This window comes from Buchananella sp. 14KM1171, assembly GCF_041380365.1.
GTDB classification, from domain to species: domain Bacteria; phylum Actinomycetota; class Actinomycetes; order Actinomycetales; family Actinomycetaceae; genus Buchananella; species Buchananella felis.
In genome coordinates this window covers 2,179,344-2,201,448 of sequence record NZ_CP159981.1, presented here as the reverse complement: position 1 = coordinate 2,201,448, position 22,105 = coordinate 2,179,344, and the positions used below count along the sequence as shown (strand labels likewise).

Annotated in this window: 16 protein-coding genes; 1 reads left to right on the top strand and 15 read right to left on the bottom strand. The window is 71.1% G+C overall.

What is annotated here, in order from left to right:
* Positions 1–10 precede the first annotated feature (10 nt).
* Complete coding sequence (ileS, locus tag ABYF38_RS08530; protein ID WP_371151960.1) at positions 11–3,277, bottom strand: isoleucine--tRNA ligase; 3,267 nt, start codon at positions 3,275–3,277, stop codon at positions 11–13.
* Positions 3,278–3,582: 305 nt separating this feature from the next.
* Between ileS and proC the strand changes: the two genes are divergently transcribed.
* Positions 3,583–4,410: a pyrroline-5-carboxylate reductase gene (gene proC / locus ABYF38_RS08525; RefSeq protein ID WP_371151959.1), complete on the top strand. Its 828-nt coding sequence runs from the start codon at positions 3,583–3,585 to the stop codon at positions 4,408–4,410.
* 135 nt (positions 4,411–4,545) lie between these two features.
* Here proC and ABYF38_RS08520 read toward each other — a convergent pair whose 3' ends face one another.
* The 14 genes from ABYF38_RS08520 to ABYF38_RS08455 all read right to left on the bottom strand — a co-directional run bounded on the left by ABYF38_RS08520 (position 4,546) and on the right by ABYF38_RS08455 (position 22,081).
* On the bottom strand, positions 4,546–5,463 hold the full coding sequence (locus ABYF38_RS08520) for an RluA family pseudouridine synthase (RefSeq protein ID WP_371151958.1): 918 nt from the start codon (positions 5,461–5,463) through the stop codon (positions 4,546–4,548).
* Entirely contained in the window at positions 5,460–6,110 is a 651-nt protein-coding gene (locus ABYF38_RS08515; protein ID WP_371151957.1) for a signal peptidase II, read from the bottom strand. The genes ABYF38_RS08520 and ABYF38_RS08515 overlap by 4 nt, the downstream gene beginning before the upstream one ends.
* 67 nt (positions 6,111–6,177) lie before the next feature.
* Positions 6,178–6,795: a DivIVA domain-containing protein gene (locus ABYF38_RS08510; protein WP_371151956.1), complete on the bottom strand. Its 618-nt coding sequence runs from the start codon at positions 6,793–6,795 to the stop codon at positions 6,178–6,180.
* A gap of 133 nt (positions 6,796–6,928) precedes the next feature.
* Positions 6,929–7,324: a cell division protein SepF gene (gene sepF, locus ABYF38_RS08505; RefSeq protein WP_371151955.1), complete on the bottom strand. Its 396-nt coding sequence runs from the start codon at positions 7,322–7,324 to the stop codon at positions 6,929–6,931.
* Positions 7,325–7,356: 32 nt separating this feature from the next.
* Positions 7,357–8,229 (bottom strand): polyphenol oxidase family protein, encoded by an 873-nt coding sequence (locus ABYF38_RS08500; protein WP_371151954.1) that lies wholly within the window; start codon positions 8,227–8,229, stop codon positions 7,357–7,359.
* Positions 8,230–9,540 (bottom strand): cell division protein FtsZ, encoded by a 1,311-nt coding sequence (ftsZ, locus tag ABYF38_RS08495; RefSeq protein ID WP_371151953.1) that lies wholly within the window; start codon positions 9,538–9,540, stop codon positions 8,230–8,232. It lies immediately after the preceding gene.
* A 250-nt stretch (positions 9,541–9,790) separates the two neighbouring features.
* Positions 9,791–10,630, bottom strand: coding sequence for a cell division protein FtsQ/DivIB (locus ABYF38_RS08490; protein WP_371151952.1), 840 nt, complete (start codon positions 10,628–10,630; stop codon positions 9,791–9,793).
* 3 nt (positions 10,631–10,633) lie between these two features.
* Positions 10,634–13,150 carry a UDP-N-acetylmuramate--L-alanine ligase gene (gene murC / locus ABYF38_RS08485; RefSeq protein WP_371151951.1) on the bottom strand — a complete coding sequence of 839 codons (2,517 nt, stop codon included), beginning with the start codon at positions 13,148–13,150 and terminating at the stop codon, positions 10,634–10,636.
* Between the two features lie 5 nt (positions 13,151–13,155).
* Positions 13,156–14,670 (bottom strand): FtsW/RodA/SpoVE family cell cycle protein, encoded by a 1,515-nt coding sequence (locus ABYF38_RS08480; RefSeq protein ID WP_371151950.1) that lies wholly within the window; start codon positions 14,668–14,670, stop codon positions 13,156–13,158.
* Positions 14,667–16,136, bottom strand: a complete 1,470-nt coding sequence (murD, locus tag ABYF38_RS08475; protein WP_371151949.1) for a UDP-N-acetylmuramoyl-L-alanine--D-glutamate ligase — start codon at positions 16,134–16,136, stop codon at positions 14,667–14,669. The genes ABYF38_RS08480 and murD overlap by 4 nt, the downstream gene beginning before the upstream one ends.
* Positions 16,133–17,224 carry a phospho-N-acetylmuramoyl-pentapeptide-transferase gene (gene mraY, locus ABYF38_RS08470; protein ID WP_371151948.1) on the bottom strand — a complete coding sequence of 364 codons (1,092 nt, stop codon included), beginning with the start codon at positions 17,222–17,224 and terminating at the stop codon, positions 16,133–16,135. Before mraY ends, murD begins: the two co-directional genes overlap by 4 nt.
* Positions 17,225–17,240: 16 nt before the next feature.
* Positions 17,241–18,641, bottom strand: a complete 1,401-nt coding sequence (locus ABYF38_RS08465; protein WP_371151947.1) for a UDP-N-acetylmuramoyl-tripeptide--D-alanyl-D-alanine ligase — start codon at positions 18,639–18,641, stop codon at positions 17,241–17,243.
* Positions 18,638–20,200, bottom strand: a complete 1,563-nt coding sequence (locus ABYF38_RS08460; protein WP_371151946.1) for a UDP-N-acetylmuramoyl-L-alanyl-D-glutamate--2,6-diaminopimelate ligase — start codon at positions 20,198–20,200, stop codon at positions 18,638–18,640. Before ABYF38_RS08460 ends, ABYF38_RS08465 begins: the two co-directional genes overlap by 4 nt.
* Positions 20,201–20,203: 3 nt before the next feature.
* On the bottom strand, positions 20,204–22,081 hold the full coding sequence (locus tag ABYF38_RS08455) for a peptidoglycan D,D-transpeptidase FtsI family protein (protein ID WP_371151945.1): 1,878 nt from the start codon (positions 22,079–22,081) through the stop codon (positions 20,204–20,206).
* Positions 22,082–22,105 lie beyond the last annotated feature (24 nt).

Below are 22,105 nucleotides of genomic sequence, written 5' to 3'. Positions count from 1 at the left end.
GGCCTCCTGTTCAGAGCTTGGTGACGGTGATGGACTGCGCCTCACCCTCGGTGACGTTCAGCTCCAGCGCCAGGCACTCGGAGGAGAGCATGTCGCGGTGGGCCTGGGCGGCGGCCAGCTCCTCGGCCGGCAGCGTGATGTCCAGGCGGATTCGGTCGGCCACGTGCAGGCCGGCGGCCTTGCGGGCGTCCTGGATGGCGCGCACCAGGTCGCGGGCCATGCCCTCCGCGCGCAGGTCGGAGTCCAGCGTGGTGTCCAGCAGCACGAACGCGCCGGAACCCAGCGCCGTGGCGGCGCGGCCCTCCGGGGCGTCGATCGAGGTGGTCAGCGTGAACTCGGCGCCCTCGAGGGTGATGTGGGCGCCGCCGTCGTGCACGCCGGGGAAGGCAACGCGCACCTCGCCGTCGGCGTCCTCCTCGAGCTCCCAGGCGCCGCCGCGCACCGCGGCGAACAGCTGGCTGGTCAGCTTGCGCTTGTCCGCCCCGAGCTCGCGCGGGTTGACGGTGACGTTGGTGCTCACCGACAGGCCCGAGCCCTCGATGGAGCGCACCTTGACCTCGCGCACGTTGACCTCGCCGGCGATCAGCTGGGCGAAGGGGGCCAGCTGGTCCGGGTTGGCGGCAAACACCTCCAGCAGGCGCAGCGGCTGGCGCACGCGCACGCCCTCGGCCTTGCGCAGGGACAGGGCGGCGGAGACCACGTCGCGCACCTCGTCCATCGCGGCCACCAGGGCAGGGGCCGCGAAGGCCTGGCCCAGCTCCGGCCAGTCGGTCAGGTGCACCGAGCGGTTGCCGGTCAGGCCCCGGTAGACCTCCTCGGCCACCAGCGGGGCCAGGGGCGCCATCACGCGGGTGAGGGTCTCCAGGCAGGTGTAGAGCGTGTCGAAGGCCGCCAGGTCTTCCTCCCAGAAGCGCTGACGGGACGTGCGCACGTACCAGTTGGTCAGTACGTCGATGTAGGCCTCGATGCTCTGGGCCGCCCCGGCGATGTCGTAGGCGTCCAGCTGCGCGCCGGCCGTGTTGGCCAGGTCGCGGGTGCGGGCCAGCACGTAGCGGTCGGCGCGGGAGAGCTCGGCGCCGCTGGAGGCCACCAGCTTGCCGTCCACCTCGCGCACGCCGTCGCTCAGGTAGCCCTCGCCCTTGGCCACGGTGCCCGCGTACAGGCTGTAGAAGTACCAGGTGTTCCACACCGGCAGCAGCACGCGGCGTACCGAGTCGCGGATCGCCTCCTCGGTGACGATCAGGTTGCCGCCCCGCAGGATTGAGGACGACATGAGGAACCAGCGCATAGCGTCGGCGCCATCACGGTCGAATACCTCATTCACATCCGGGTAGTTGCGCAGTGACTTGCTCATCTTGCGGCCGTCGTCGCCCAACACGATGCCGTGGGAGACACAGTTGAGGAACGATGGCCGGTCAAATAGTGCCGTGGCCAGCACGTGCAGCGTGTAGAACCAGCCGCGGGTCTGCCCGATGTACTCGACGATGAAGTCACCCGGGTAGTGGTGCTCAAACCAGTCCTGGTTCTCGAACGGGTAGTGCACCTGGGCAAAGGGCATGGAGCCGGACTCGAACCAGCAGTCCAAAACGTCGGGGATGCGGCGCATCATGGACTTGCCGGTCGGGTCGTCCGGGTTCGGGCGTACCAGCGTGTCGATGAACGGACGGTGCAGGTCCTTCACCTCCACCCCGAAGTCCGCTTCCAGCTGGGCGATGGAGCCGTAGACGTCCACGCGCGGGTAGGCGGGGTCGTCGCTCACCCACACCGGGATGGGCGCGCCCCAGAACCGGTTACGGGAGATGGACCAGTCGCGGGCATTTTCCAGCCACTTACCGAACTGGCCGTCGCGCAGGTGGCTAGGCACCCACTCGATCTCCTGGTTCAGCTCCACCATGCGGTCGCGGATCTTGGTCACGGCCACGAACCAAGAGCTCACGGCGCGGTAGATCAGCGGCTGACGGCAGCGCCAGCAGTGCGGGTAGGAGTGCACGTAGGAGGCCTGGCGCACCAGCACCGCGCGCTCCTGCTCATCGCGGCGAGCCAGCGGGCCGGTGCCGTCGCGCAGGTCGCGGATGATGGTCTTGTTGGCCTCGAAGATCTGCTGGCCGGCGTAGTCGGACACCTCGGCGGTGAAGCGGCCGGCGTCGTCCACGGGGATCACCGGGGCGATTCCGGCCGCCTGGCAGGCCAACATGTCGTCCTCACCGAAGGCCGGGGCGATGTGCACCAGACCGGTGCCATCTGAGGTGGTCACGAAGTCGGCAGCGATGATCTGCCACGCGTTCGGACCGGGCGCATTGCCTTCCGAGCGGGCCTTGGCGTTGTCGAAGTAGTCGAAGATGGGCACGTAGCGGCGGCCCACCAGGTCTGCGCCCAGAAGGCGCTCAACGACCTCGGGCTCCTCCCCCAGCTCGCGAGCGTAGGAGCCCACCAGCGCCTCGGCCAGGATGACCCGCTCTCCCGCCAGCGCACCCTCGGCGGGACGCACCACCACGTACTCGATCTCCGGTCCCACCGCCACAGCCAAGTTGGAGGGCAGGGTCCACGGCGTCGTCGTCCAGATCAACGCCAATTCGCCGGTTTCCAGGCGCAAACCGACCGTGACGGTGTTGTCCTGGCGGTCCTGGTAGACGTCGTCGTCCATCTTCAGCTCGTGGTTGGACAGCGGCGTCTGGTCGTTCCAGCAGTAGGGCAGCACGCGGTGGCCCTCGTAGGCCAGGCCCTTGTCGTAGAGCTCCTTGAAGGCCCAGATCACGGACTCCATGTAGGGCAGGTCCAGGGTGCGGTAGCCGCCGGGGAAGTCCACCCAGCGGGCCTGGCGGGTCACGTAGGCCTCCCACTCGCCCGTGTAGCGCAGCACGGAGGAGCGGCAGGCGTCGTTGAAGGCCGCGATGCCGATGCCGCACTCGCCCTCGATCTGGCTCTTGTCCTCAATGCCCAGGATGCGCTCGGCCTCGATCTCGGCGGGCAGGCCGTGGGTGTCCCAACCGAAGCGGCGCTCCACGCGGCGCCCGCGCTGCGTCTGGAAGCGGGCCACGAGGTCCTTGGCGTAGCCGGTCAGCAGGTGCCCGTAGTGGGGCAGGCCGTTGGCGAAGGGCGGGCCGTCGTAGAAGATGAACTCGTTGGAGCCGTTCTCTCCCGCCTCGCGCGCCTCCACGCTGGCCTCGAAGGTGGAGTCCTGCTTCCAGTACTCCAGCACATCGCGCTCGATGGCCGGGAAGGAGGGGGAAACCTCAACGTTCCCCGATCGGTGCAGGGGGTAGTGGCCGTGCTTCATGCGCGCGCTCCTCGATCGGCGGGGCGGCGGGGGCGGTTGCTCCCACCGGTGGTGCGAGGACGACGCCGGGCGCCGCGGTACCACCTCGCTTGCCGCCTTGCGGGGCGGCCGCTTCATCGAGGGCGATGACGGGCCCAACCCGTCCGGTTCTAGTAAGGCCGCCGGCGGTGGCCCGTTCTTCCGGATGCTCCCCGGTGATGGCCGGATCGACGCGAAGCCAAGTTTAGGCCGGTGGCGGCGGCGGGCTCAAACGCTCGGCGCGTGACTTTGCCCGCCTGGGGGCCTTCACACGCTACCTTTGGCCCATGCGGATTGGATTCATTGGCTGTGGCGCCATGGGTGGGGCTATTGCGCGTGGCGCGGTGGCGGCTGGCTTGGTGGATGGCGGCCAGATGCTGCTCTACGACTCCTATCTTCCTAGCGCCGAGGCGTTGGCAGGCGAGCTTGGTGCCCAGGTGGCGTCCGGTGCCGCCGATGTGGCGGGCGAGGCCGACCTGCTGGTGCTGGCGGTCAAACCGAACGTGATTGAGGCCGTGTTGGCCGACGTTGCCTCCCACCTGGACCAGACCTTGGTTGTCTCCATCGCGGCCGGGATTCCGCTGGCCCGGCTCGAGGCGGCCAGCCGCGCCGGCGGCAGCGGGGAGGTCGCCCGGGTGGTGCGGGCGATGCCGAACCTGGCGGCCTCGGTGGGCCAGGCGATGACGGGACTGGCCCTGGGCACGCGCGTGAGCGAGCCGGAAGCCGAGCCGGTGCGCGCGCTGTTCGAGGCCGTGGGGCGGGTGTCGATGGTGCCCGAGTCCCTGTTCTCCCCGTTCGTGGCGATGGCCGGCTCCTCCCCCGCCTTCGCCTTGGAGTACGCCGATTCCCTGGCGCGCGCCGGGGTGGCTGCGGGGCTCACTAAGCGCGCCGCCCTCGAGTACGCCGCCCAGGCGATGAGGGGGGCGGCCGAGCTGCTCCTTTCCGAGCTGGACAAGCAGGGCGGGCGCAGCGCAGCGGACCTGATCGACGCGGTCTGCTCCCCCGGCGGCACCACGGTGGCGGGCATGATGGCCCTGGACGGGGCCGGGTTTAGGGCGGCCACGGAGGCGGCCGTGGCCGCCACCATCGCCCGCGACCGCGAGCTGGCGGGCTAGGAAAGCGACTCGGGCCCGACCGCCGGGCCCGGCGCGTTGGCGGGGCACCCGCAAGAGCGGGGCCGAAGCGGCGCGAAAGCCGGGGCCCGGGGCGTGCATCCACACGCCCCGGGCCCCGCCTTCGCTTTGGGAAGCCTACGGGTGTCTCATCATGTCCAGGGCTCGCTCCAGGTCCGCCGGGTAGGGGCTTTCGAAGGTCACCCACTCGCCGGTGCGCGGGTGGGCGAAGCCCAGCCGCACCGCGTGGAGCCACTGGCGCTCCAGCCCGAGGCGGGCGGCCAGCACGGGGTCGGAGCCGTACATCGGGTCTCCCACGCAGGGGTGTCCCACGGCGGCCATGTGGACGCGGATCTGGTGGGTGCGCCCGGTCTCCAGGTGCACCTCCACCAGGCAGGCGTGCGGCATGGCTTCCAGCGTCTCGTAGTGCGTGACGGATTCGCGCCCGCCCGCCACCACGGCCATCTTGAAGTCGCGCCCGGGGTGGCGCCCGATGGGCGCCTCGATGGTGCCCACGCTCGGGTCCAGCCTCCCCTGCACTAGGGCGTGGTAGACCTTGTCCACCGTGCGGTTGCGAAAGGCCCGCTTGAGCATCGTGTAGGCCAGCTCGCTCTTGGCCACCGCCATCAGCCCGGAGGTGCCCACGTCGAGGCGGTGGACGATCCCCTGCCGCTCGGGCACCCCGGAGGTGGAGATGCGGTAGCCGGCGGCGGCCAGGGCGCCGAGCACGGTGGGACCGTCCCAGCCCATCGAGGCGTGCGCGGCCACCCCCACGGGCTTGTCCACCACCACGAAGTCCTCGCAGTCGTAGACGATGTCCATCCCTACCGGCGTGGGCACCACGCCGCTGGGCTCGGGGTCCGGCACGTCCACGTCGATCCACGGCACGGCCGGCAGCGGGTCCGACTTGCCCAGGGCCACCCCGCCGGCGCGGATGCCGCCGCTCGCGGCGATGTCGGCCACCTTGGAGCGGGACATGCCCAGCATGCGCGAGAGCGCGGTGTCCACCCGTTCCCCCACCAGGGCGTCGGGCACCGGGAAGGAGCGTTCGGTCACTGCCGCCCCTCCTCGCTGGCTGCCTCCGGCGCGCCCGCCTCGGCCTTTGCCACCTCGTAGGCGTCCGTCTCGTCGGCATCGGCCTCCGCAGCGTCCTCGGCGTCCGCCTCGGCGTCGGCAACGGCCGGGCCGGCGGTAGCTGCGTCTGGCTCGGCGGCGGCGTCGGCCACCTCCCACGGCTCGATGCCGCGCAGGGAGAGGTAGGCGAGCGCCAGGGCGGCCCCCACCAGCGCGATGTCAGCCACGTTGCCGATGAACCAGTTGCCGTAGGCGATGAAGTCCACCACGTGCCCGTGCAGGAAGCCAGGGGCGCGGAACATGCGGTCGATCAGGTTGCCCACCGCGCCGCCAAGGAACACGCCCACCGTGACCGCCCACCGCACGCTGGTCATCCTGGGGGCCAACCGGATGATGACGGCCACGGTCAGCAGCGCCAACACGCCGAAAACCCAGGTGGCGCCCTCCCCGAAGGAGAAGGAGGCACCCGGGTTGTAGTGCAGTTCCAGGCCCAGCCACTGGCCCAGCAGCGCCTGGCGCTCGCGCCCGGTCAAAGCGGCGATGGCCCACACCTTGGTGGCCTGGTCCAGAGCAACGACCCCCAGGCCGGCTGCGGTTAGGGAAGCAAGCGCGGTGCGGTTGCTCGGCATAAGTCTCCTCCATACCAGGCGGGGCGGTGACGGTCACCCGTCACCGCCCCGCCGGCGTTAACTAGCTTCAGTCCAGAGTCGGGCGGTCCAGGCTCGTGTTGACCACGTTCTCGACCAGGGACTCCAGGTAGGTGCGCAGGCGCTGGCGGTACTCCGCCTCGTACTCGCGCAGCTCGTCGATCTTGCGCTCCAGCAGGGAGCGGTCCTGCTCGAGGCGGGCCAGGGTGCGGGAGTGCTGGTCCTCGGCCTCGCGGACGATGCGCTCGGCCTCGGTGCGGGCCTCGGCGACCAGGCGGTCACCCTCGGCGCGGCCGTTGGCGACGTACTCGTCGTGCAGGCGCTGGGCCAGCAGCAGCATGCTGGTGGCGGACTCGGGCTCGCTGACGGCCGGGGCGGCGGCAACGGGCTCGGGCACCACGGGGGCGGGCTCGGGCTCGACAACGGGCTCCACCGGGGCCTCGACCACGGGGGCCGCGACGGCCTCGCCACCCTGGGAGAGCTCGGCGATGCGACGCTCGGCGGCGGCGAGCTTCTCGCGCAGTTCCTCGTTCTCGGCGTTGAGCTCGCGCAGGGTCTCCGCGACCTCGTCCAGGAAGTCGTCAACCTCGTCCTGGTCGTAGCCCTCACGGAACTTGGTCGCAAGGAAACGCTTGTGCAGCACGTCATCCGTAGTGAGCAGCGCCATTCAAGTCACCTCTCGATAGGCGGGTGCACCTGGCGGCGCCCCTCTTGTCCTCTTTGAAACAGAGCCAAAGTTCTGCTTCAGCTCCCTCACCCTAGCACGCGTGTCCGCGCAGGCCACGCGAAAAAGGGGCTATTTAGTCTGACAACTTAGCGACGGTCACGTGTTCCGGCACCAGCAGGTAGACATCCTGGGTGACCATGGAGAAGCTGCCGCTGCAGCCGGCCACGACGCCGCAGGCGAAGTCGTAGACGCGGGTGCGCTCGACCTCGGAGGCGCCCGAAATGTCCAGGATGACGGGGACGCCGGAGACGAGTTCGGGCACGAACTTGCCGCACTCCTCGATGTTGCGGGGGCGGCACGTGGTCATGCGGGTCTCGACCGCTACGGGGGCGGGGTGCAGCGGGGTCACCTCCGCGTAGGTCTCTTCCTCGTCCCCGTAGTAGTAATCAGACTCGAATGCCTCGGTTTCAGGAATCTCTTCCTCCGCAGGCTGGGCGGCGAAGAACCGTCCGAACATTCCGTTTGCCATGTCTGCTCCTTGTGGGCGCCGTTGGGTCCACGCTAACTATCGGCGGGGATTTTTCCGTGGTTTTGCGCGGCGTGTTGCGCAATGACGATGAGGGCTTGCCTGCCGGTGGGGCCGCTGCGTCGGTAGGAGTAGTAGTTGGCGTCCTCCTGGGTGCACTGCCGGCTCTGGTAGGCGATCTCTACCCCGGCGCGCTCCAGTTCGCGTCTCACGCCGGCGGCGAGGTCGAGGGCGGGCGTGCCCCAGCGGCTGGTGGTGACCAGGTGGGGATGGGTGGGTTCGACCTGCCGGGCCAGTTCGGGGCCGACCTCGTAGCAGGCGGCGCAGATGTGGGCGCCGATGACTGCCTGGAGGCGGGCGCCGGGGCTTAGCTTTTGGCGGGCGGCGCTGATGGCGTTGGCGACCACCCCGACCAGGAGCCCCGCCCTGCCGGCGTGCACCGCCACGGCCACGCTGCCGTCGGTGGCGAGCAGGGCGAGTGGTACGCAGTCGGCCACCACCACGGCGGGGCAGAGGCCGGCCTGGGTGCTTAGCAGCGCGTCTGCGGTGGGGATGGGGGCCGACGTTGCCGCCGTCCGCCCGGTGCCCGCGCCCGCGCTGCGTCCCGCCGCCTCGCCGGGGGCCTCGGGGCTGGGCCCGTCCCCGGCAGCGTCGGCGCAGATGGCGGAGTGGATCTGGTTCATCCAGACCGCGCGGCAGCCGGGTGGGAGTAGGCCTGCCAGGAGGGCGCGGTTGGCGGCCACGGCGCCGGGGTCGTCGCCCACGTGGTCGCCCATGTTGGCCCCACCGCCACCTCGGGGGCTGGCCCAGGTCCCGCCTGATACTCCCCCGTTGGCGTTGGTCAGGACGACGCTGCCGCCGGGCAGGTCCACGTGGACCCACCCGGCGGCAGTACTGTTAGCGATCAATCAGGACTCGACCGTGCGCAGGAACTTCGGCGGGGTCAGGTTGGTCGCGTTGCTGCGCCCGTCCTCGTCGTAGATCCGGGGCATCTCCAGGCCCTGCTGGCCGCGGGCTGCCGGGGTGGAGGGCACGAAGGTCGGCATCGCGTTGCCGTCCAGGGCGCCCACCATGACGGCGTCCTCGTCGTCCTCGATCGTGGGCGGCAGCACCGGGGCGCGGTGCGCGGCGCGGGTGGAGGCGGTCGCCACGGTGGGGGGAACCACGGGCTCGGGGGCCGGGGTGGGCAGGGTGCCGGTCTGGCGGGCGGCCGCCACCATGGCGTCGGCCGGGCGGTAGACCTTGCTGTCGGCGGGGGCGCTCTCCTCGCCGCTGACGTTGTCGAAGCCCGCCGCGATGACGGTCACGCGCATCTCGTCGCCCAGGGAGTCGTCCAGGGCCATACCGGTGATGATGTTGGCCTCGGGGTGGACGGCCTCGGCAACCAGGTCTGCGGCCTCGGACATCTCGTTCATGCCCATGGAGGCACCCGCCTGGCAGTAGACCAGCACGCCGTGGGCGCCGTTGATGGTGGCCTCGATCAGCGGGGAGCTGATGGCCGCCTCGGCGGCGGTGAGGGCGCGGCCCGGCCCGGAGGCGGTGCCGATGCCCATGATGGCGGTGCCGGCGTCCTTCATGACGGACTTGACGTCCGCGAAGTCCACGTTGATCACGCCGGGGGTGGTGATGAGGTCGGTGATGCCCTGCACGCCCATCTGCAGCACCTGGTCGGCGGTACGGAAGGCGTCCAGCATGGAGATGTCAGGGTCGTTGATGTCCAGCAGGCGGTCGTTGGGGATCACGATGATGGTGTCCACCTCGGCGCGCAGCGCCTCCACGCCGGCCTCGGCCTGCTTGGCGCGGCGGCGGCCCTCGAAGCGGAAGGGGCGGGTGACGACGCCGACGGTGAGCGCGCCCAGGGAGCGGGCGATGCGGGCCACGACGGGCGCACCGCCGGTGCCGGTGCCGCCGCCCTCGCCGGCGGTAACGAAGACCATGTCCGCGCCGCGCAAGGCCTCGGCGATGTCCTCCTCGTGGTCCTCCGCGGCGCGCTTGCCGACGCTCGGGTCGGCGCCGGCGCCCAGGCCACGGGTGATCTCGCGGCCGATCTCCAGCTTCACGTCGGCGTCGCACATCAGGAGAGCCTGAGCGTCAGTGTTGATGGCGATGAATTCAACGCCCCGCACGTCGGCCTCGATCATGCGGTTGACGGCATTGACGCCACCACCGCCGATGCCGACGACCTTGATGACGGCCAGGTAGTTCTGCGGTGAAGCCATGACGACGTCCCTCCCCTTTGGAAAACCTTAACCCTCAACGTGAGGGTTATAGTTATGTCATTTCCTGCTAGGGAAATGAAACCGTGTCGCGGCCCCAAAAACGGTTGCGACACGCGGAAACCACACCGGTGTGATTTGAGTGGGCCGCACGCCACGCCTCAGGGCGCCCCACGCGCCCTCCGTTCAGGGCACCGAAGGCCGCCGGCACGCGCGCCGAGCGCCCCTCGCCGGCGTGGAGGGCCGGCGCCCGCTAGTTCAGCGTCGTGGGCCGATCCGGGTTGGAGACGTCGTACTGCTTGGCGGGGGTATCAAGCAGCAGCGAGAGCACCCGGCCCTTCAGCTCCGGTTCGCTCTGGTCCCCCCACAGCACGGTGGCGTCCCCGTTCAGCGTCAACACCACCTGCCCGGCCGCGCTGACCTCGCACTTGGCCAGCTTCTCCTTCACGTTCTGCGGCAGGGCGCGGCTCACCACCGCCCCGGTCCGCGCTTGCACGCCCCGCTCCCCGCCGTCGGCCAGGTGCACCACCGGCAGGCCGCCCGCATCCCCGGCCACCTTCAGGCTCGCCCCGGCGGGGGTGAAGAGCTCGAAGGTGCCATCAGCAAGCGGCACGGCAATCGCGGGGGCCACCGTGGTCACCGCCACGTCGATCCCCTGGGGGGCGTTCTTGCGCACCCGCGCGTCCTCGACCGTGGGCAGCTGCTCCACCGCAGCCTCCACATCGCCCGTGCTGAGCAGAAGCAGCGGTCGACCCACGAACGGTTCGATCGCCGCGCGCACCTCGGCCTCCACGGCCGGGGTGGCCCCGTCGATCAGTACGGCGTCCGCGCGCAGCTTGTAGAACGGGGAGAGCACGCCCAGCCCGACCACCGCGCCCACCAGCACCACGGGCACGCCCCACAGGGCCAGCTTGCGGGTGACCTGCTTGCGGCGCGCGCTCTTGCGCTCCTCGATGCGCATGGTCAGGTCGGCCGGCCCGGGAGAGGTCTCCTCCCACTGGCCGCTGCGGCTCAGGCGCCGCGCCACGTCGGCGCTTGCCTCCGCCTGCCCGGGCCGCTCCAACTGCCCGGTGCGCGTCTCCTCCTGGTCCATTGCCTAGCGCTCCCGCAGGGCGGCCAGCACGTCATCGGCCTGCTCGGTGATGCTGCCCGCGCCCACGGTGAGCAGCAGGTCCCCGTCCTTCGCCCACTGGGCCAGCTCGCGCGCGCCCTGAACGCGGTCGGCAACGTACACCAGCGCCGGATCGTGCCCGGTGATAGTGCGCCCGTCCACCCCCGGCACCGGGTCCTCGCGGGCCGCGTAGACGTCGGTGACGATCGCCCGGTCGGCCAGCGCCAGCGCCCGGGCGAACTGCTCGGCGAAGTTAACGGTGCGGGAGTACAGGTGGGGCTGGAACAGCACGCCCACCCGGCCCCGCGTGGCGCTGCGCGCCGCGCGCAAGGTGGCCTCCACCTCCGTGGGGTGGTGGGCGTAGTCGTCCACCACCTGCACGCCGCGCTCCTGCCCCCGCAGCTCGAAGCGGCGCCCGGTCCCGGCAAATCCGCTCAGCGACGCCGCCGCCCGCTCCAACGGCACCCCCAGCGCGCCCAGCGCCGCCACGGCGCCAGCGGCGTTCAGCTCCACGTGGTCGCCCGGCACCGCCAGGCGCAACTGCGCGCCCTGGCCGGCGAACTCCACGCGCGCCTGTTCGCCGTGCCCCGAGAGCAGCACGTGCTCCCCCGCCTGCGGGGTGCGCCCGTAGGTGACCACCCGCAGCTCGGGCGAGACGCGCTGGCGCAGCGCCACGCAGCCGGGGTCGTCTCCGCACAGCACCAACGTGCCGCCCGGCACCACCCGCGCCGCGAAGTCCACGAATGCCTGCTCGAACTTCTCCCTGGTGCCGTAGTGGTCCAGGTGGTCGGGCTCGATGTTAGTCACCAGCGCCACCGTGGGGGCGTAGTTCAGGAACGAGGCGTCGGACTCGTCTGCCTCGGCAACGAACACTCCCCCCTGCCCCAGGTGCGCCCCCGAGCCCACCCCGGCGATGCTCGAGCCCACCGCCCAGGAGGGGTCCAGCCCCGCCGCGCGCCCGGCCACCGCCAGCATCGCGGAGGTGGTGGTCTTGCCGTGCGCTCCGGCCACGGCCACGAAACGGTCCTGGCGGGCCGCGAAGGCCAGCGCCTGGGAGCGGTGCCACACGCGCTGGGCGCGCTCGCGCGCCACTGCCAGCTCCGGGTTGGACTCGCGCACCGCAGTGGAGACCACCACGGTCGCCTCGGCAGGCACCTGACCGGCCGCGTGGCCCACGTGCACCGTGGCCCCCAGGGCCCGCAGGTGGGCCAAGACCGCAGAATCGGCGCGGTCGGAGCCGCTGACAACAAAACCCTGGGCCAAAAGCAGCTCGGCGATCACGCTCATCCCGGCCCCGCCGATCCCGATGAAGTGGAACACGGGGCGGCCCTCCTCTTTGCCCGCCGGGGCGGCAGCGTCGTCCACCCGGGCGTCCTCAGCGGGGGCGGCAGCGGGGGCGCTCACCAGCGCCAGGCTCCGGGCGGCCATCTGCTCGGCGGCGTCGATGCGGCCCACGCTCGCGGCGGCGGCGCCCATCGCCTCCAGGCGGGCCGCATCCCGCACCAGCTCCTGCGCGCGCAGCACGAAGTCGACCCCCACCTGGGAGTCCTCCACCAGCAGGGCACCGCCCGCCTTGACGGCGTCGGCCGCGTTCAGCCGCTGCTCGCCGTTGCCGATCGGCAGCGGCACGTAGATCGCCGGCAGCCCCAGGGCGCACAGCTCGCTCACCGTGCCCGCTCCCGCCCGGCACACCACCAGGTCCGCCGCCGCCAGGGCCAGCTCCATCTGGGGCAGGTAGTCCAACACGTGGTAGTTCGCCCGGTCCGCAGCGGCCTGCCGCACCGGCGCGTCCTTGCCCTTGCCGGTCAGGTGCAGCACCTGCACCTCCAGCCGCGCGGCGGCGGCCGCGAAGGCGTCGTTGATGCTCTTGGCCCCCAGCGAGCCGCCGGTGACCAGGATGGTCGGCAGGGCGGGGTCCAGCCCCAGCTGCTCGGCCGCGCGCCGTCGCACCTGGGCCGCGCGACCGTGGGCGCGGTCCTCGGCCAGCTCCCTGATGGCGGGGCGCAGCGGCAGGCCGATGCACTGCGTCCCTCCCTTCCGGGCGCGCAGCGGCGTGGACGGGAAGGTGATCGCCACGAACTGCGCAAAGCGAGCCCCCCACTTGTTGGCCCAGCCCGGGCGGGCGTTCTGCTCGTGGATCGCCACCGGGATCCCGGCGCGCTTGGCCGCCAGGTAGGCGGGGGTGGAGACGTAGCCGCCCATGCCGATCACCAGGTCGATCCGCTCGCGCCGCAGCAGGGACTGCACGTCCCGGATGGCCCCGAGGAAGCGGGAGGGGAAGCGCAGCGCGTCCAGGTTGGGCCTGCGCGGGGCGGGCACCTTGGCGATGGTCTCCAGCCGCAGCCCGGCGGCGGGCACCAGCGTGGTCTCTAGGCCCTGGGCGGTGCCCAGCGCCACCATGTCCTGCCTGGGCACGCCCAGTTCCTCCAGGGCGCTGGCAACCGCCAGCATCGGGTTGACGTGCCCAGCGGTACCGCCACCGGCCAACAAAACGCGCACCATTTTCCCTAACTCCCCTTTCGGGCCACCACGGCACCGGACTTGCGGCGCGTCCACCTGCTTGCGCCCCCGGCGCCTTGCTGCTGGCTGCTAGCCCGGTTGATCGCGAAGAAGAAGCCCACCGCCCACAGTGATGAAACCAGAGAGGATCCGCCCTCGCTGATGAACGGCAGCGGCACGCCGATCACCGGCAGGACGCCGGTGGCCATGCCCATGTTGATGAAGCCCTGCACCCCCAGGTAGGTGGCCACGCAGGCGCCGAACACCTGGGCCGAGCGGTGGGGTGCGCGCGCCGCGATCCGGAACAGCGCGTAGATGAACAGGACGAAGAGGAACAGGAAGATGAGGGCACCGATGAGACCGTACTCCTCCCCCAGGATCGCGAATATGTAGTCGCTGCGGAAGTGTTCCAGGTAGCCCCACTTGAAGCGGGACTGGCCCGGCCCGGTGCCCTGCACCCCGCCGGTGGCCAGGGCCCACACGGCCTTGTCCTCCTGCTCCGGGTAGGTCCCCTCCGGGAACCCCACCCGCCCCCGGAACGAGCGGGCGAAGCGGGAGGCGCGTTCCGAGTCGAAGTAGACCACCAGGCCCATGACGGTGCCCGCCACGGCGCCCACGGCGGCAACAATGCTCATCCTCAGCCCGGACAGCCACATCCCCACCGCAGCTATCGCCACGAACATGAGGGAGGTGCCCACGTCCTTGCCGATCAAGACCGAGCCGATCGAGAGCAGCACCGGGCCGAACATGGCGGCCCTGCCCTGCCAGGTCTTCAGACTGAACCAGGGCTGGGTGATCAGCCAGCCGATGTATAGGGCGAAGACCACCTTGTGGAACTCAGAGGGCTGCACTAGGACGCTCCCGATGCGCAACCAAGCCCTGTTTCCGTTGATGTTGACGCCGAAGAACGAGGTGAACAGCTGCACCCCGATCGCCAGGGCCATGAACGCCGGCACCACGAACTTGTTGTTCCAGGTGCGCCACGGGATGGCCGCGGCCAAGAGCAGCAGGACCATGCCCGCGCCCTGGAACATGAAGTACTTGGGCACCCACTTGAACGGGCCCAGCTCCTCGTCTGGGGTGGGAACGGCGTTGACGGAGGTGCTCAGCAGCACCCCGACGATGAGGAATCCGACCAACGTGACCACCAGCAGCACCCGGTCGGTGCTGGGGCTGGAGGACGGCCGCGCCAGCAGCGCGCAGATCCTCTCCCACGTGGGCATGAGCCGGTCGCGCAGCCACACGAAGGGCGCGCTCAGCCACCTGCCCAGGGTTCGCAGGGCGTGCCTGTCGCTCGCCTGCCTGGTGGTACCGGCCTGCGGCGCCCCGCCTCCGTGTTCTTGCTCGGCCGCCCGGCGCGCATACCCGCCGTGGCCGACGTTGCCGCCCACCGCCCCGTAGCCGCCGGCGCGCGTGCTGCCCGCGCCCTGGGGCCGGGTGGCGCGCGCGGGGGCGGAGGCATGCCCGCGTCCCTGCCTGCGGCCCTGCCCGGGGCGCGGCGGCCTGGAGTTGGAGGGGTTCATCGCGTTTCGCCCATCTCGTGAACTGCGGCGGCGAACAGGTCGCCGCGCTGGCCGTAGGAGGAGAACTGGTCCCAGGACGCCGCCGCCGGGGCCAGCAGCACCGTGTCTCCGGGCTGGGCCATGCGCGCGGCCCGGGCCGCCGCCTCGCGGGAGACTGCCTCCGGTGAGCCGTGCGGCACCGCCTGGCAGTCAACGCCGTTGCGTTCCAGGGCGCCCACCAGGGCGGTGGTTTCCTTGCCGATCACCACGGCGCCGCGCAGGCGCCCGGCTACCTCGGCCACCAGGGGCGTGAGGTCCGTGCCCTTGGTGTCGCCCCCGACGATCCACACTGCGGTGCCCGGGGCCACCCCTGCCAGTGCGGCGCGCGCCGCGTGGGGGTTGGTGGCCTTGGAGTTGTCCACGTAGGTCACCCCGCCGCTGACCGCGACCACCTGGCCCCGGTGGGAGTCCAGCTGGAAGGAGCGCAGCACCGGGGCCACACTTTGCGGATCCAGCCCGGCGCTGAGCGCCAGGGCGGTGGCAGCGAGCACGTCCACCACCAGGTGGCCGGCGGGAACCTCCCCGCCGCTGAGCCCCGAAAGGTCTGCGAAGGTCGCCAGCTGGCGCGCCTCGCGGTGGCGGGCGTCCAGGAAGGCCCTGTCCACCAGGATGTCCTCCACCACGCCCAGCTCGGAGGGGCCGGGCACGCCCAGGGTGACGCCGATGGCGCGGGCCCCCTCGGTGACGTCGGCCTCCTCCACCATCGCGCGGGTGGCGGGGTCGGGGGTGTAGATCGCGGCGGCCCGGGTGCCCTCGTATACGCGCGCCTTGGCCGCCCGGTAGTGCTCAAGGCTGCCGTGCCAGTCCAGGTGATCTGGGGCCAGGTTCAGGCACACCGAACCCAGCGCCCCCAGGCGGCCGGTGTCCTGCAGCTGGAAGGAGGACAGCTCGAGCGCCAGCGCCTGCGCGCCGGTGGCGGAACCTAGCTCTGCGGCCACCCGGATCAGCGGGGTGCCGACGTTGCCGACGGCCACGGTGCGCAGCCCGGCCGCCTCCAGCAGGGCCGCAGTGAGCCTGACCGTGGTGGTCTTGCCGTTGGTGCCGGTGATGGCCAGCCAGGGGGTGTCCGGGCGCGAACCCGCCTCTTGGAGCCGGCGGGCCAGCTCGATCTCGGAGATCACGGGCACCCCGGCCTCGGCCAGGGCCAGGCGCACCGGCGTGTGCGGGGCGATCCCCGGGGAGGTGATGACAAGGCGGGGGGCGGCCGCGATGGCGCGGGCGGCCAGGTCTGCAGCGTCGGACGCCAACTGCACCTGGGCACGCGGGGCGGCGGCGCGGGCGCGCTCCACCGCCTCCTCAGAGGTGTCTAGGCCGATCGGGTGGGCTCCCAGGGTTGAGAGCACCTCCAGCACGGCCACGCCGGTGGTGCCCAGTCCAAGGACCAGGGGGCGGGACAGGCTGGAGACGTATTCGGCTAGCTCACTCACTCTCCAAATGCTGCCTTCACCCACTCGGCGTAGAAAACAACCACGCCGAGGCCCGCGAAGATTCCGGCGATGAGCCAGAAGCGAATCACTACCGTGATCTCCTTCCAGCCCTTCTGCTCGAAGTGGTGGTGCAGCGGCGCCATGCGGAATATGCGCTTGCCGGTGAGCTTGAACGAGCCCACCTGCAGCACCACCGAGATGGTGGTGAGCACGAACAGGCCGCCGATGATCGCGGCCAGCAGCTCGGTCTGGGTCAGGATCGACAGGCCGGCCACGGCGCCACCGAGGGCCAGGGAGCCGGTGTCGCCCATGAAGATGATGGCCGGCGGGGCGTTCCACCACAGGAAGCCCACCAGCGCGCCCACCAGGGCGGCGGAGACCACGGCCAGGTCGCGCGAGTCACGCACCTCGTAGCAGCCGGGCACCAGTCCGGTCTCGCAGGCCTGCGAGCCCTGCCAGAACGCGATGAGGGTGTAGGCGCCGAACACGAAGATAGAGGCGCCGGTGGCCAGGCCGTCCAGGCCGTCGGTGAGGTTGACGCCGTTGGACCAGGCGGAGATCAGGAAGTTGGCCCACAGCATGAACAGGACCATGCCGATTCCCGCTCCCCACGCGCTCAGGTCCAGGCCGGGCAGGTCCCGCGTGAAGGAGATGGCCATGGAGGCCGGGGTCTGCCCGCTGGCGTCCGGGAAGTAGAGCACCATGACGGAGAAGGCGATCCCGACCAGGGCCTGGCCGATCAGCTTGGCACGCGCGTTCAGCCCCAGCGAGCGCTGGTGGGAGATCTTGATGTAGTCGTCCAGGAAGCCGATGAAGCCGAGCCCGCAGACCAGGAAGAACAGCATCAGCGCCGACGCGCTGGGCAGCCTGCCCGCGTAGGCCAGCGCGATCCCGTAGCCCACCAGCGTGGCAACGATGAAGACCACCCCGCCCATGGTGGGGGTGCCTCGCTTAGTGAAGTGGGAGGTGGGACCGTCCTGCCGGATGAACTGGCCGTACTGGTTGCGCACCAGCAGCTTGGCGAACACACGGGTGCCCACAACCGACAAGGCCAGGGCCGCGCCAAAGGCCACGAGGATGGAAATCACTGCTGTCCTCCGAGCTTTAGTTCAGAGCTTCCGCAAGCCTATACGCGCCAGAGCCGTGCGAGCCCTTAATGAGAACAACGTCTCCAGGGCGCAAGGCCAGCAGCTCGCGCGCCTGCTCCGGGCTGGAGGCGTAGAACACCTGCGCTCCCCCGGCCGCCGCAGCCTGCCCCAGCGGCTCCGCCGCCTGGCCCAGCGCGATCACCACGTCCGCCCCGGCCTGCGCGGCGGCCTGGCCCACGCGGGCGTGAATCTCAGCGGAGGTCTCGCCCAACTCCAGCATCTCCCCGAGCACGGCCAGCGCGCGCCCGCCCTCCTCCCGCCTGGGGGCGGCGAGGTCTTGCAGCACGCGCAGGGCGGCGCGCATCGAGTCCTCGTTGGCGTTGTAGGAGTCGTCGATCACCAGCACGCCGTCGGCGCTTTGGCGCACGTCCATCCGGTGCGGGCTGGCCGGGCCGTGGGTGGAGAGCACGGCGGCCGCCTCGGCCACGCCCAGGCCCAGCTCCAGTGCGAAGGTGGCGGCGGCCAGCGCGTTGGCCACGTGGTGCGCGCCCACCAGCCGCAGGTCGACCCGCGCGCTCTGCGCCCCGGCGTACTCCAGGTCGAAGGAGGCGCGGCTGGTGGCGTCCAGCTTCACGTCCAGTGCCCGGCAGGTGGCTGCCCGCCCGCTGGCGGAGAAGGTCAGGCGCTTGGCGCCCGGGGCGCTCATGGCCGCAACCTGGGCGTCGTCTGCGTTGAGCACGGCCACCCCGCCGGGAACCAGCCCGGCCAGGATCTCCGCCTTGGCGGCGGCCACCGCCGCGGCCGAGCCGAATCCGCCCAGGTGGGCGGTGCCGACCATGAGCACACCGGCCAGGTCCAGCGGCGCGATCGCGGTGAGCTCGTCGATGTGGCCCGGGCCGGAGGCACCCATCTCCAGCACCAGGTAGCGGGTTTCCTCCGTGCACTTCAGCACGGTCAGGGGCAGCCCGATCTCGTTGTTGTAGGAGGCCTGCGGGGCCACCGTCGGGCCCAGTTGCGCGCACAGCACGGCCAGCAGGTCCTTGGTGGTGGTCTTGCCCGCCGAGCCGGTCACGCCCAGCACGGTCAGCTTCTCCCCGCCCGCCTCGGCCTGCTCCCGCAGCCGGGCCAGCACGCCGGCAGCCAGCCTGCCGAGCGCGGCCACCGTGTTCTCCACCCGCACGTGCGGCACCGGCAGTTCGCGCTCGGCCAGGGTCAGCACCGCGCCGGCGTCGTGCGCGCGCTGCGCGTAGGCGTGCCCGTCGTTGCTCTCACCGGTGATCGCCACGAAGAGATCGCCGGCCCCCACCTCCCGCGAGTCGCGTACGACGTTGCCGCCCACCACGATTTCTTCCCCCGCCGGGGCAAAGAGCTGACCGCCGGTCAGGGCCGCGACCTCGGCGGCGCCAAGCGCGATCACGCCTTGCCCCACTTCTCGATCACGGCCTCCCGCATCACGGGGGCGTCGTTGTAGCGGTGGAAGACGCCCGCGATCTCCTGGTAGGGCTCGTGGCCCTTGCCGGTGACGATCACGGTGTCGTCGGGGCCTGCCAGCTGCACGCCCTCGCGCACCGCCTCGGCCCGGGTGAGGGCCTCGTGGACGTCCTCCATGCCGGGGCGCACCTCCCGCACGCCGGCCAGGATTTCCTGGCGGATGGTGGCGGCGTCCTCAGAGCGCGGGTTCTCGTCGGTGACCACCAGGACGTCGGCCAGCTCGGCCGCCACCGCGCCGAGCATCGGGCGCTTGCCCTGGTCGCGGTCGCCGTCGGAGCCGAAGACGATGATGATCCGGCCCGGGGTGATCGGGCGGATCGCCTGCAGGGCGAGGCGCAGCGCGTCGGGAGTGTGGGCGTAGTCCACGATGCACAGGGCCCGGCCCTCCTCGCGTTGGCTGACCCGCTGCATGCGGCCGGGAATGTTGTGGGCGCCGGCCACCGCCGCCACCACGGTGGCCTCGTCGATCCCCAGCTCCAGGGCCATCACGATCGCCAGGGCCGCGTTTTGGATGTTGACGCGCCCGGGCAGCGGGCACTGGGCGGTGATCTCGCGGCCGTCCGGGCCGCGCAGCAGGAAGGTGGAGGCAGCCTCCTCCAGAGAGACCCGCTCGTCGTGGACCGTCCAGTCCGCCTCGGTGTCGCCGTCGTAGGCGCGCACCGTGGTCACCGGGATCGTGGCGATCTGGGCCAGCTTGCGACCGTACTCGTCGTCCACGCAGACCACGCCGGCGCGCGCGTGCTCCGGGGTGAACAGCTGGGCCTTGTCCAGCAGGTACTGGTCCATGGTGTTGTGGTAGTCCAGGTGGTCGCGCTGCAGGTTGGTAAAGCCCACCACGTCGAACACGATGCCATCCAGGCGCCCCAGGTCGATGGCGTGGCTGGAGGCCTCCAGGGAGGCGGCGTCCACGCCGTGCTCGCGGCCCATGCGCAGCAGCCGGTGCAGCACCGGTGCCTCCACGGTGGTGCGCGGAGACTCCACGGTCTTGTCCCCCACCCGCAGCTCCACGGTGCCCGCCACCACGCACGAGCCCCGGTGGGCCGCCAAGATGGCCTCCAGGAAGTAGGAGGTGGTGGTCTTGCCGTTCGTGCCCGTCACGGCCGTCTTGATCATCTCGCTGGCGGGGTCGCCGTACAGCTCCACGCTCAGCGGGCCGGCCAGCCGGCGCACGTCGGGGTGAACCAGCACCGGCACCCGCCCGGCCACACCGCTGTCCTGGCACAGCTGGGCGCCTGCCGCGTCGGTAATCACGGCCACCGCCCCGGCGTCCACGGCCGCCGGCGCGTACTGGGCGCCGTGCTTCTTCAGACCGGACAGAGCCAGGAACACCTCGCCGGCCCGCACGTCGGCCGAGTCCATCGTTGCGCCCGTGACTGCAACGTCGTCCACCGGCGCCTCATTGGCCGCCACCAACTCAAAGCGCTCCGCCAGCTTTGCCAGCGACTCGGAGCGCGGCTGCGGACGCATCTCAACCAGTTCCATCATTTCCTAGTTTTCCTCTGACTCGGCGGGCACGTCGGTGCGAAGCGGGTAGGGCTTAAAGGGTACGGCGGTGGGGCGCTGATCCAGAATCCGCATCGAGGCAGAACCGATCGTCTGGAACACCGGCGCCGCCACCGTAGAGCCCCAGATGTCCTTGCGCGGGTTGTAGATGACCACGGTGATGGCAACCACGGGGGCGTTGGCGGGCAGCAAGCCGGAGAACGAGGCCACGGTGCCGCTGACCTGCCCACCCGGGCCGATGATCTGGCTGGTGCCGGTCTTGCCGGCCGTCCGGTAGCCCTCCACCCGGCCGGCCGCGCCCGTACCGTCCCTGCTGGCGACGGATTCCAGCATCGTCACCAGCTCCTTGGCGTGGGCCTCCTTCATCACCTGCCGCTCCTCGGGGCGCGGGGCGGCGCTGTACTGGCCGTCGGCGTTCGTGTAACCGTCCACCAGGCGAGGGGCGCGGTAGATACCGCCGCCACCCACGGCCGCCATCATGGCGTTGAGCTGCAAAATCGTGCCGGAATAACCCTGACCGAACATGGTGGTGTAGCGCTGGCGGCCATCCCACTGGCTCGCGGCCGTGAGCACGCCGGCGCTCTCGCCGGGCAGCTCGATGCCCGTGATCTCGCCGAAGCCGAACTGGCGCAGGTAGTTCTCCCGCAGCGAGTCATCCACCCGGTCGCCCACCTGCACGGTGCCGGTGTTCGACGACGCCGCCAGCACGCCCGTGGCCGTGTACGGCATCGTCTCGTGCTCGTCCGCGTCGCTGAAGCTCTCCCCGTTGGGAGCCGTGTAGTAGTAGGGCGAGGTCACCGGCGTGGTGGGGGTGATCGCACCAGAGTCCAGGGCCGCAGCGAAGGTGACGATCTTGCCCGTAGAACCGGGCTCCACCGGCGTGGTCACCGCCCTCGACTCGATCGTGCGGCCCTCCCACTGCGAAGACGGGGCCGACGGATCGAAGGAATTGGAGTCCGCCAGCGCCAGGATGCGCCCGGTCGAGACCTCCTGCACCACGGCCGTGCCCCAATCGGCCCCGAACTTAGCGACCGTGCCGTCGATCGCGTCCTGGGCCACCAGCTGCAAGTCACTGATCAACGCGGTGTGGACGGTCTGGCCCGGGCGGGCCTCAGAGACCACCACCTTCTCGGAGCCGGGGATGTGCAGGCCACTGGCGGAACGCTCGTAGTAGAACTCCCCCTTCGTGCCCTGCAGGTACTCGTCCTGGGTCAGCTCCAGGCCGGTGGCACCAATGACCTCGTCCTCCTCGTCGCCCTTCATGGTCAGCCCCGTCACCGTGGAGCCCACGCGCCCCGCCGGGTACTGACGCACGTACGCGTCCTTCCGCTCGACGCCAGCGAAGTTCCACTCCTCGATCTGGCGCCACTGGGTGGGCAAAATCCCCCGCGCAACCGGGTGCCACACGGCGTCTCCGGCCAGCTCACCACCCAGTTCGATAGGGTCACGCCCCAGGATCGGCCCCAGGATCTGCGCCGCGCCGTGCGCGCCCTCACCGATCACCACACAATCGGTTTCCTTGCCGTCCTCATCCGTGCCCTTGACCCGCTCCAGCTTGCCGGTCTGCGGGTTAATCTCCCGCTGACACACCACGTCCTGGCTGAGCAGCTGCAGGTTCGCGAAAACATCGACCCGCTCCACGGAGGTGGCCAGCACCGCCCCGGAGGCGTCCAGGATGTCGCCGCGCGGCCCGAATTCCTCAAAGGAAACGGTGCGGGCAGACAGGGCGCGACTGTTGAACTCCTCCCGGTTCCACACCTGGGCGCGCAGCAAACCGAGCCCCACCACCAGCACCATCGCCAATGACAGAGAGATGAACGCCCCCCACGCGCTGCGCGGGGGGCGCTGCGTCGGTGCTGCCACAGCCGCCTCCTGAGAGCCTACGAA

Bases quoted from the DNA above. Each gene is read 5' to 3' on its own strand.
- sepF (WP_371151955.1), bottom strand. From the start codon at position 7,324: ATGGCAAACGGAATGTTCGGACGGTTCTTCGCCGCCCAGCCTGCGGAG.
- murC (WP_371151951.1), bottom strand. From the start codon at position 13,150: ATGGTGCGCGTTTTGTTGGCCGGTGGCGGTACCGCTGGGCACGTCAAC.
- ABYF38_RS08490 (WP_371151952.1), bottom strand. From the start codon at position 10,630: ATGGACCAGGAGGAGACGCGCACCGGGCAGTTGGAGCGGCCCGGGCAG.
- ileS (WP_371151960.1), bottom strand. From the start codon at position 3,277: ATGAAGCACGGCCACTACCCCCTGCACCGATCGGGGAACGTTGAGGTT.
- proC (WP_371151959.1), top strand. From the start codon at position 3,583: ATGCGGATTGGATTCATTGGCTGTGGCGCCATGGGTGGGGCTATTGCG.
- ABYF38_RS08480 (WP_371151950.1), bottom strand. From the start codon at position 14,670: ATGAACCCCTCCAACTCCAGGCCGCCGCGCCCCGGGCAGGGCCGCAGG.
- ABYF38_RS08460 (WP_371151946.1), bottom strand. From the start codon at position 20,200: ATGATGGAACTGGTTGAGATGCGTCCGCAGCCGCGCTCCGAGTCGCTG.
- ftsZ (WP_371151953.1), bottom strand. From the start codon at position 9,540: ATGGCTTCACCGCAGAACTACCTGGCCGTCATCAAGGTCGTCGGCATC.
- ABYF38_RS08510 (WP_371151956.1), bottom strand. From the start codon at position 6,795: ATGGCGCTGCTCACTACGGATGACGTGCTGCACAAGCGTTTCCTTGCG.
- ABYF38_RS08515 (WP_371151957.1), bottom strand. From the start codon at position 6,110: ATGCCGAGCAACCGCACCGCGCTTGCTTCCCTAACCGCAGCCGGCCTG.